Source organism: Saccharothrix obliqua (genome assembly GCF_019375475.1).
GTDB lineage: Bacteria > Actinomycetota > Actinomycetes > Mycobacteriales > Pseudonocardiaceae > Actinosynnema > Actinosynnema obliqua.
This window is the reverse complement of record NZ_JAHXGQ010000005.1, coordinates 562035-572109: the sequence shown is the minus strand read 5'-3', so window position 1 is coordinate 572109 and position 10075 is coordinate 562035. Positions and strand designations below refer to the sequence as shown.

Sequence of the window (10075 nt, the reverse complement as noted above, 5' to 3'; positions counted from 1 at the left end):
TTACTGGCTATTCGGCACGCTGTTGAGTTCTCAAGGAACACGCGCTCACCATCTTGTTCCGCGTTTTACCGCGGTTCATTCCGGGGCTTGTGTTTGAAGCTTAGCTCGTTCGTTTTCGCGGTGTCAAATCGGCCGTTTCGGCTTCTCGGCTCCGCGACGAAGTCACTTCGCATTCAGTTTGCTTTGTGCTCCCGAACCGAGGCAGCCGCTGTGGCCGCTTATTCGCTTGAGGAGCTTGACGTCGCAACACTCTACCCGGCCCGATTCGCGGTGTCAACCCGCTCGTTCCGGGGGTCTTGCTGGCGACTCGACAAAAGTTACTCAGGGGCGGACCGGAAGTCAAATCGCCTGGTCAGCGGGCTGCCGGAGGGGTACCGCCACCTGCGGGCCGGGTGCCGGGGCCTGCACGGGGCGCGGACGCAGCCACAGCGTGACGGTGCGCAGCCCCGCCATCGCGGCCACGATCTGCTCCGGTGAAGCGACCTCGCGAGTCGCGACGGGCACCAGGTCGTAGCCCCACACGCGGAACTCCTTGAGCACCGTCACCGGGTCGTCACCCAACGCCTCCGTCGCCGACGCGGAGAAGTCCAGGAACACGTGCGGGCGATCCCGGCGCAGCCGGCGCACCAGGCCGGCCAACGCGCGGTGACCACGACCCGGCGCGTCCACCCGCACGACGGAAAGCTTCATCCCCTGAAGGGCGGGCACGGCTTCCAGCTCCTTGTCGAGCCGGGCCGCACGCACCCGCGGCGCGTCCTCCGGCGCGTCGTCGGGCAGCGGCGCGACGGCCACCCCGCCGGTGAGGGCGGGCTGCGTCGCGAGTTCGCCGACGCTCTCCCACGCCGCCGCGTCGACCACGACCAGCCGCTCGGCAACGCGTTCGGGCAGGTTGACCTCGACGTTGTGCCGCAGCAGCGCCCGCGACGACGGGCACGGCTCGACCGCCACCACGGCACCCGCGGCGCCGAACCGGCTGAGCATCCGCACGGTCTGGTAGCCCACGTACGCGCCGACGTCGAGGAAGATCCCGTCCGGCTCGACCACGGAGTCGATCAGCTCCGACAGGTCCGCTTCCCACACGCCGTTGCTGGACAGCATCGGCAGCATGAACGCGTCGTCGGACGGCAACCGCAGCAGGCCCACCTCGGTGAGCACGAGCGAGCTGCGCACGTCGGGCGCGGACTCGCTGTGCCGCTCGTGCTCGCGCACCACGACGCGCCGCAACGCGTCCGCGGTCTGCTGCGCCTGGCCGGCGGCACGCAGGCCGGCGTCCAGCCGGTTGTCCCGGTCCCGGAGCACCTCGACCACCTTGGACTCCAGGGTGTCGATCCGGTCCAGGGTGCGTTCCAACGCGACGGCGAGCTTGTCGATGCGCTGCGCGAGCGCGTCGCTCGACTTGGCGCGCTTGGCGGCCTCGGCGACGACGGCGTCCTCGATCTCCCGCAGTCGCCTGCCCTGCCCGGCCATGTCCGCGCGCACCCGCACGACACCGTCGTCCAGGCCCATGAGCTGGTCGGCGAACTGGCTCTGCTGCTCCACGTGCTGCTCGACCTCGGAGCGCAGCACCTCCAGCTCGCCGAGCCCGACGCCGGTGGTCAGGTCGTCCTGGCGGCGCACCAGTTCCGACACCGTCCGCTCGACACCGTCCACAAGGGACGTCAGCACGTCGCGCATGTGGTTGTCGTAGTGGTCGAGCACGCGCAGGACGACCTTGCGGAGCTGCGGCGCCATCGGGGTGCGACTGGCGGCGCTCACGTCGGGTTGCCGCAGCAGCGCGTGCTTCGCGGAGTGCAGTGCCTTCATCGGGTCGTCCACGGGGTTGGGTTTCGACGCGGCGCGGCGCGACCGCCACGCCCGGTACGCGTGCTCCACGCGGTCGCGCATCAGGTCGCCGATCTTGACGACGTCGCGGTGGGCCAGGCGTTCCCGGCCCCGCACACCGATGGCGCGTGCCGCGGGCAGGTCGTCGGCGAGCGCGCGCAACAGCTTCACGGCCGCCTGCGCGTCCGGTTCGGCGCCCTGCCGGCACGGCACGAAGACCACCGACCGCTTGTCGAACAGCTCGGCCACCGGGCCGTGGTCGGAGATCAGCAGGGGCACGCCGCGGGCGGCGTGCTCGGCGAGGGCCGCGGTGACCCGGTCGCCCCGGCCGCGGTGCAGCGAGACCAGGCAGTCCACCGCGCCCAGGTCGGCGACGAGTTCGACGCGCGGGTCGACGGCGGTGGCGAGGCGCAGCCGCTCGGCGGCCTCGGGGTGGTCGTCGGCGCCGGTCACGGCGATGCGCAGGGCCACGTCGGACCGGTCGGCGAACGCGCCGAGGAACGCGGACACCACGCCCAGGACGTTGCCCTCGCGGTCGATGGCGTGGTCGGCGAGCGCGCCGAACACGACGCCTTCGCGCTCCTCCGGTTCGTACGCCTCCTGCGCGCGCACGGGCAGGGGCAGCACCCGCACCACGGGACCGCCGTTGCGCTCCACCGCGCGCCGTGTCGCCTCGGACGGCACCCACAGCTCGTGCGCGTCGGACGAGGGTCCTTCGTCCAAGCGGTAGTCGACCACGTACCGGTCGTCCGGCACGGGCGCGTGCCCGTCGACGCGAACCACTATCGGGTACCCGGCCGTCGTGGACGTGGGCAGCCCGGACGCGCGGGCAGCGGCCTGGAGCAGTTCGGCGTGCGGACCCGTGCCGATGACGGACACGCCGAGCTGGTCGAGCAACGCGGGCGCGTCACCGCGTTTGGTGGGCACGGCGGACACGGGCAGGCGTCCGGTGGCAACACCCGCGCCGGCGCACCAGTCGCGGAACGCCGCCGCGTCCACGCCGAACGGATCGGGGAACTGCTCGCGCAACGCCTGGTCGCCACGCCACAGGGCGGCGGCCCACCGCGTGCTGCCGGGCAGGCCGGGCACGGGCTCGCAGGCCCACGCCACGAAGCCGGCACCGCCGTCGGGTCCGAACGCGGGCGGCGGTGACGGCACGCCGACCGCTTCGGGGACGTCCTCGTGGACGAAGTGCGCCGGGTCGAACGCGGAACCCGCGCGGGCCCGCGCGGCGTCGCGGTAGTCGGCACGCAGCTCGTCGGGGACGGGTGTGCCGTCGGCGAGCCGGCCGAAGCCGTAGGGCACGGGTGTCGGCGAGTAGCCGCGGCGCACCAGCTCCGCCCGGTAGGCGGTGCACAGCTCGGCGAGCTGCGGGTGCTCGGACAGCAGCACGCGGGGCCGGTCGGCGAACTCGGCGGACAGCAGCCACGGCCGGCCCGGGTCGAAGCCCGCGAAGTGCACGGTCCGCAGCGGCTCGCCGAGGACGGTCAGCACGCCGTCCTCCGTGCGGTGCAGGTCGCGCTGGCCCGCGTTCCACGCCGACAGGCCGATCGTGGCGTCCCGCAGCACGTCCAGGCCGACCAGCGCGGGCGCCATGTCGAGCACGGCCTTCGTGGCGTCCGGTGTGCGCCGCAGCTGCTCCTCCAGGGAGCGCAGGAACGGTTCCGCGCCGGGCGCGACGACCAGGAAGCCGGGGTCGAACACGCCGGTTTCCAGCAGTTCGGTCGGCGTGGGTCGCAGGCCGTCGTCGGGCAGCGGGCGCAGCGCGCGCGGCAGCAGCACCAGCGGGCCGCGGCGCACGGCCGCCAGCACCGGTTCCGCCACCGAGCCCAGCACCTGGACCCACGGGTCCAGGTAGAGCACGGGCACGCCCTGGCCGAGCAGCTGCTCCAGCAGCCGGGGCCGCAGCAGGCCGCACAGCTGCGCGGCGGTGCAGCCGGTCGCGAGTTCGGCCAGCTCGTCCGGGCGCACCCCGAGGTCGGCCGGGGTGATCAGGCCCGGTCCCGAGTTCTCCGGCAGGGCGTCCACCACGAGCGCGACGAACCGCGCCTGCGGGTGGTTGGCCAGGAAGGAGCCGGACAGCACCTTGACGGCGGGCAGCTCGGCGGCCGTGGCCACCGTGCACGCGATGAGGTCGGGGCGGACTTCCGGGTTCGCGGGCACCTCGGTCACGGTGTGCAAACCTAGCTTCTCCGACTGCCCGGTGTGGACCACCCGCACCGGTTGCCTCACAGGACCGGGAGGAGGGTGCGGAGTTCGTACGGCGTGACGCTGCGCCGGTACGCGTCCCATTCCGTGCGCTTGTTGCGCAGGAAGAAGTCGTACACGTGCTCGCCCAGCGCTTCGGGCAGCAGTTCGGAGTTCTCCATCTCGGCCAACGCCTCACCCAGGTTCTGCGGAAGGTTGTCGTAGCCGGCGGCACGGCGTTCGCGGTCGGTCAACGACCACACGTCGTCCTCCGCCGCCGGTGGCAGCTCATAGCCCTTCTCGATGCCCTTCAGGCCCGCGGCGAGGATCACCGCGTACGCCAGGTACGGGTTGCACGCCGAGTCCAGTGAGCGGATCTCCACCCGGCGGGACGACGACTTGCCCGGCGAGTACATCGGCACGCGCACGAGCGCCGACCGGTTCGCGTGGCCCCAGCACACGGCTGTGGGCGCTTCACCGCCGACGATGAGCCGCTTGTAGGAGTTGACCCACTGGTTGGTGACGCCGGAGATCTCCCGCGCGTGCCGCAGCAGCCCCGCGACGAACGCCTTGCCGGTCTCCGAGAGCTGGTACGGGTCCTCGGCGTCGTAGAACGCGTTGCGGTCGCCCTCGAACAGGCTGACGTGCGTGTGCATCCCGGAGCCGGGCTGGTCGGTGAACGGCTTCGGCATGAAGCTCGCCCGCACGCCCTGCGTGATCGCCACCTCGCGCACCAGGTAGCGGAACGTCATGACGTTGTCCGCCATGGTGAGCGCGTCGGCGTAACGCAGGTCGATCTCCTGCTGGCCGGGCGCGCCCTCGTGGTGGCTGAACTCCACCGAGATGCCCATGGCCTCCAGCGCCTCGATCGCGTGCCGCCGGAAGTGCGTGGCCGTCTCGTGGCTGGTCTGGTCGAAGAAACCGCCGTTGTCCGCCGGGAGCGGCTCGCTGCCGTCGTCCGGGAGGCTCTTGAGGAGGAAGAACTCCATCTCCGGGTGCACGTAGCAGGTGAAGCCCGCCTCGCTGGCCTTGGCCAGGGAGCGCCGCAGGACGTGCCGCGGGTCGGCCCACGACGGCGAGCCGTCGGGCATCGCGATGTCGCAGAACATGCGGGCCGAGTAGTGCGCGCCGTCCGGGGTCTGCCAGGGCAGGACCTGGAACGTGGACGGGTCCGGCTTGGCCACCATGTCCGACTCGTACACCCGGGCGAAACCCTCGATGGCCGAGCCGTCGAAGCCGATGCCCTCGCTGAAGGCGCCCTCCAGCTCGGCCGGGGCCACCGCGACGGACTTGAGGAAGCCCAGGACGTCGGTGAACCAGAGCCGGACGAACCGGATGTCCCGTTCCTCTAGGGTGCGGAGCACGAACTCCTGCTGGCGGTTCATGGCACGAAGCCTAGGTAAGTCCGGTGGACCGCGCGTCGGCGACTCGTGCCAACGGCGGTCGGCCGGGTACAACGCCCAGGTCACGCGGAGTGGCGGTGTGGTTCGGCACAGTTCCGGCCCGAAGTGGACCTACGATCCCCCACATGTCCCGTCGCCGCGTCCTGGTAGGCGCGTTCGCACTGCTGCTCGCGAGCTGCACGTCCTCCGGTGACCTGCCGGACGGCGCGCAACTGCTCGACAAGTCCGCCGCGGCCATGCGGTCGGTGGACAGCACGCACTTCACCGTCAAGGTGGACGGCGAGCTGCCCGATGTCACCGTGAAGGACGCGGAGGGCGACCTGAACGCCAAGGGCGAGTCGAAGGGTCGCGCCAAGGTGGAGCAGTTCGGCCAGCTGCTGGAGGTCGAGTACGTCCTGGTCGACCGCGACCTGTACGTCAAGGGCCCGACCGGCGGTTTCACCAAGCTCCCCGCGGCGCTGGCGGGCCAGGTGTACGACCCGACCGCGATCCTCGACCCCGAGCGCGGGGTGGCGAAGGTGCTGGACCGCGCCGAGGGCGCCAAGACGGTCAGCGCGGGCGACGGCGCGGCCGTGGTGGAGGCGACCGTGCCGAAGGACGTGGTCGCCGGGTTGGTGCCGGGTATCGGGGACGACGTGCGTGGCCGGTTCTCGCTGAAGGACGACAAGCTCACCGACGCCGTGTTCGAGCTGTCCGGTGGGGCGAAGGTCGCCATCGGGCTGTCGGACTTCAACAAGTCGTTCACCGTCTCCCCGCCGCGGTGACGTCCCGCCGGCTCGCGATAGGCGCGGGCGCTCTCGCCGTCCTGCTGGGCGCGTTGGACGCGTACGTGGTGGTCGGTGTCCTTGTCGACGTGGTGCGTGATCTCGGCGTCCCGGTGAACCACCTGGAGCGCGCGACGCCCGTGGTCACCGGGTACCTCCTCGGGTACGTCGCGGGGATGCCGCTGCTCGGGCAGCTCTCCGACCGGCTCGGGCGCCGGTTCGTGTTGAACCTGTGCCTGGCCGGGTTCGCCGTCGGCTCGGTGGTCACGGCGCTGGCGGGCGACCTGCCGGTGCTGGTGGCCGGGCGGGTCGTGCAGGGCCTGGCCGGTGGCGCGTTGCTGCCGGTGACCATGGCGCTGGTCGGCGACCTGTGGGACGAGCGGGGGCGGGCGGGCGCGTTGGGCGTGGTCGGCGCGGCGCAGGAGCTGGGCAGCGTGCTGGGCACCCTGTACGGCGTCGGCGTCACGTCGTTGTTCCACGCGTGGTCGGTGACCGAGTCGCTGGAACCGCAGAGCTGGCGGTGGGTGTTCTGGGTGAACCTGCCGCTCGCGGCGGTCGCGGCGCTGGTCGTGCGGCGCACCGTGCCGGCGGGCGGCGGGCGGCCGGTGCGGGTCGACCTGGTGGGCGGCGCGTTGCTGGCGCTCGCGTTGTCGCTGCTCGTGGTCGGCCTGCACAACCCGGACCCGCGGCACGCCGTGCTGCCGCCGTGGGGTTGGCCGGTGCTGGGTGCTTCGGCGGTGGCGCTGGTGGCGTTCGCGTGGTGGGAGCGGCGGTCGCCGGTGCGGCTGCTCGACCCCGCGGGTGTGGTGGCGCGGCCGTTCGCGGCGGCGCTGGGCGTGTCGTTGGCGGCGGGTGCGGCGCTGATGGTGACGTTGGTGGACGTGGAGCTGTTCGCGCAGACCGTGTTGCGGATGGACGCGACCGCGGCGATCGCGTTGCTCGCGTGGTTCCTGGTGGCGTTGCCGGTGGGCGCGGTGCTCGGCGGGTGGCTCGCGGGCCGGGTCGGCGACCGGTGGGTGGCGGTGGCCGGGATGGCGGTGGCGTGCGGCGCGTACGCGTTGATGGCGCGGTGGCCCGCGGACGTGGCGTCGGGTGTCCTGCACCGGGACCTGGTGGTGGCGGGTCTCGGGTTGGGCCTGGTGATCGCGCCGGTGTCGGCGGCGGTGCTGCGGGTCGTGCCCGCCGACCGGCACGGGGTGGCGTCGGCGGCGGTCGTGGTGGCGCGGATGACCGGGATGCTGGTCGGGGTGGCGGCCCTGTCCGCGTGGGGGCTGCACCGGTTCCGGGAGCTGACCGCCGAGCTGGACACGCCGCTGCCGTTCGGGGTGCCCGCGGCGGAGTACGCGCGGCGGCTGGCCGACTACCAGCGGGCGTTGACCGACGCGTTGCTGACCGAGTACCGGGAGATCTTCCTGATCACCGCGGTGGTCTGCGGTGCGGGTGCGCTGGTGGCGGTGCTGCTGCCCGCGCGGGTGCCCGTCGAGCGGACATGACATGCGCGGCGGTGCATGTCAGCCTGGAGGCATGGGTGATCCGAATGCCTGGTACTACTGCCTGACGCACCAGACGGCCGAGAAGGGCGTCGGGTGTCGCGGTGGCGACCGGATGGGGCCGTACCCGGACGAGGCGACCGCGCGGCGGGCGCTGGAGCTGGCGGGGCGGCGCACCGAGGCCGAGGACGAGGCCGACCGCGAGTGGAGGGACGAGTAGCCGGGGTTAGGGTGCAGACGTGGCCTCGATGGTGATCCGCACCGGTCGCGCGGGCCTGGACTTCGCCGGCATCCGGGCCGAGTTCGGGTTGCCCGCCGAGTTCCCGCCCGCCGTGCTGGCCGAGGCGGAGCGGGCGGTCGGCCGGGACGTGGCGGCGGGGCGCGTGGACGCGACCGCGCTGCCCCTGGTGACCGTGGACCCGCCCGGTGCGAAGGACCTGGACCAGGCGCTGCTCGTGGAGCGCGTCGGCCGTGGTTTCCGCGTGCGGTACGCGATCGCCGACCTCGGTGCGTTCGTCGAGCCGGACGGCGCGCTGGACGCGGAGGTCCGGCGGCGCGGGCAGACCCGGTACCTGCCGGACGGCAACGTGCCGCTGCACCCGACGTCGTTGTCGGAGGGCGCGGCGAGCCTGCTGCCGTCGCAGACCCGCCCGGCCGTGCTGTGGACCTTCGAGTGCGGGCCGGACGCCGAACCGGCGGACGTGCGGGTGCAACGTGCTGTGGTGCGCTCCACCGCGCAACTGGACTACGAGGGCGTGCAGGCGTCGTTCGACGCGGGCACGCCGCACCCGTCGGTGGCGGCGCTGGCCGACTTCGGGCGGCTGCGGCGGGAGCGTGCCGTCGAGCGCGGCGCGGTCGAGCTGCGGTTGCCGGAGCAGGAGGTCGAGCCCGACGGGAACGGCGGGTGGCAGCTCGTCGTCCGGCCGCGATCGGCCGTGGACGCGTGGAACGCCGAGGTGTCGCTGCTGACCGGCATGGCGGCGGCGCGGATCATGCTGGACGCCGGGGTCGGTGTGCTGCGCACGCTGCCGGACGCGGACAACGGCGCGGTGGACGCGTTGCGGCGCTCCGCCGCCGCGCTCGGCGTGCCGTGGCCGGCCGGGATGACGCCGGCGCGGCTGCTGGCGGGCCTGGACCCGATACGACCGGAGTCGTTGGCGTTGTTCGTGGACGCCACGCGGTTGTTGCGCGGCGCCGGGTACACGGTCTTCGACGGCGAGATCCCGGCCGTGACGACGCACGCCGGGGTGGCCGCGCCTTACACGCACGTGACCGCGCCGTTGCGGCGGTTGGTGGACCGGTTCGCCGCGGAGGTGTGCCTCGCGGTGACGGCCGGTCAGGACGTGCCGGAGTGGGTGCGGCGGGCGTTGCCGCGGCTGCCGGGCGTGATGGGCGGCTCGGACGCGGTGACGGGCAAGGTCGAACGGGCGTGCCTCGACCAGGTGGAGGCGTGGGTGCTCGCGGATCGCGTGGGTCAGGACTTCGACGCGGTCGTGCTGCGGTCCGACGGTGACGGCGCGGACGTGTTCGTGACGCGGCCACCGGTGATGGCGCGGTGCACGGGCGCGGGTCTGCCCGAGGGCGAACGCGTCCGGGTGCGGCTGGTGCGGGCCGACCCGGCGTCGCGCGAGGTGGCGTTCGCGCCGGTGAGCGCCTGATGCTGCCGGTGGACGACCTGGGCGAGCCGGTGCCGCTGCCGACCGCGCCGCGCCGCGTGGTGAGCCTCGTGCCGTCGCTCACCGAGGCGGTCGCGGGCGTCGGCGACGTGCTGGTGGGCGTCACGGACTACTGCACGCACCCGGCGGACCTGTCCGCGGCACGCGTCGGCGGGTCCAAGTACCCGGCGGTGGACCGGGTGCTGGCGCTCGCGCCGGACCTGGTGCTCGCCAACAGCGAGGAGAACCGGCCCGAGGACGTGGCGCGGCTGCGTGCCGACGGCGTCCCGGTGTGGGTGACCGCCGCGCCGGCCACCGTGCCCGCCGCGTTGAAATCGCTGCGGCGGCTGCTGGGCACGGCGTGGGACGTCGAACCGGACTGGCTGGTCGAGGCCGAGCGGGTGTGGCGCGTGGTCGAACCCGCCCGGTTCCGGGCCGTGGTGCCGGTGTGGCGCAAGCCGTGGGTGGTGCTCGGCCGCGACACGTTCGCCGGCGACGTCCTGCACCGGCTCGGCGTGGTCAACGCCTACGCCGACCACGCCGAGCGCTACCCCCGCCCGACCCTGGACGAGTTGCGGGCCCGGGACGCCGACCTGGTGGTGCTGCCCGACGAGCCGTACCTGTTCACGCCCGACGACGGTCCGCAGTTCTTCCCCGGGCTGCGCCCGGTGCACGTGTCGGGCAGGCACCTGACCTGGTACGGGCCGTCGCTGGTCGCGGCACGCGCCGAGCTGGCCCGCGCGCTCGCGGGCTGA

7 protein-coding genes are annotated in these 10075 nt (G+C 73.3%); 5 read left to right on the top strand and 2 right to left on the bottom strand.

Annotated features, from left to right (window positions below; translation table 11 throughout):
* Nucleotides 1–339 precede the first annotated feature (339 nt).
* Both KZQ38_RS37170 and glnA read right to left on the bottom strand, forming a co-directional pair.
* Nucleotides 340–3993 carry an FkbM family methyltransferase gene (locus KZQ38_RS37170; protein ID WP_219443527.1) on the bottom strand — a complete coding sequence of 1218 codons (3654 nt, stop codon included), beginning with the start codon at nt 3991–3993 and terminating at the stop codon, nt 340–342.
* A 56-nt stretch (nt 3994–4049) separates the two neighbouring features.
* Entirely contained in the window at nt 4050–5393 is a 1344-nt protein-coding gene (gene glnA / locus KZQ38_RS19495) for a type I glutamate--ammonia ligase (protein ID WP_219443526.1), read from the bottom strand.
* Nucleotides 5394–5536: 143 nt separating this feature from the next.
* Here glnA and KZQ38_RS19490 point away from each other — a divergent pair, with 143 nt between their 5' ends.
* Genes KZQ38_RS19490 through KZQ38_RS19470 form a run of 5 tightly spaced genes read left to right on the top strand, consistent with a single transcriptional unit; the run spans nt 5537 to nt 10075 of the window.
* Nucleotides 5537–6175, top strand: a complete 639-nt coding sequence (locus tag KZQ38_RS19490) for an LppX_LprAFG lipoprotein (RefSeq protein ID WP_219443525.1) — start codon at nt 5537–5539, stop codon at nt 6173–6175.
* Complete coding sequence (locus KZQ38_RS19485) at nt 6172–7668, top strand: MFS transporter (RefSeq protein ID WP_219443524.1); 1497 nt, start codon at nt 6172–6174, stop codon at nt 7666–7668. The genes KZQ38_RS19490 and KZQ38_RS19485 overlap by 4 nt, the downstream gene beginning before the upstream one ends.
* Before the next feature lie 31 nt (nt 7669–7699).
* Complete coding sequence (locus tag KZQ38_RS19480) at nt 7700–7885, top strand: hypothetical protein (RefSeq protein ID WP_219443523.1); 186 nt, start codon at nt 7700–7702, stop codon at nt 7883–7885.
* 28 nt (nt 7886–7913) lie between these two features.
* The gene (locus KZQ38_RS19475) at nt 7914–9323 is read left to right on the top strand and encodes an RNB domain-containing ribonuclease (protein WP_219443572.1); all 1410 of its coding nucleotides are present in this window, start codon (nt 7914–7916) and stop codon (nt 9321–9323) included.
* A complete protein-coding gene (locus KZQ38_RS19470; protein ID WP_219443522.1) occupies nt 9323–10075 on the top strand; it encodes a helical backbone metal receptor in 753 nt (250 codons plus the stop codon). Before KZQ38_RS19475 ends, KZQ38_RS19470 begins: the two co-directional genes overlap by 1 nt.

Excerpts from the sequence above, each read along its gene's own strand:
- glnA (WP_219443526.1), bottom strand. The coding sequence starts at position 5,393 with ATGAACCGCCAGCAGGAGTTCGTGCTCCGCACCCTAGAGGAACGGGAC.
- KZQ38_RS19490 (WP_219443525.1), top strand. The coding sequence starts at position 5,537 with ATGTCCCGTCGCCGCGTCCTGGTAGGCGCGTTCGCACTGCTGCTCGCG.
- KZQ38_RS19480 (WP_219443523.1), top strand. The coding sequence starts at position 7,700 with ATGGGTGATCCGAATGCCTGGTACTACTGCCTGACGCACCAGACGGCC.
- KZQ38_RS19475 (WP_219443572.1), top strand. The coding sequence starts at position 7,914 with ATGGTGATCCGCACCGGTCGCGCGGGCCTGGACTTCGCCGGCATCCGG.
- KZQ38_RS19470 (WP_219443522.1), top strand. The coding sequence starts at position 9,323 with ATGCTGCCGGTGGACGACCTGGGCGAGCCGGTGCCGCTGCCGACCGCG.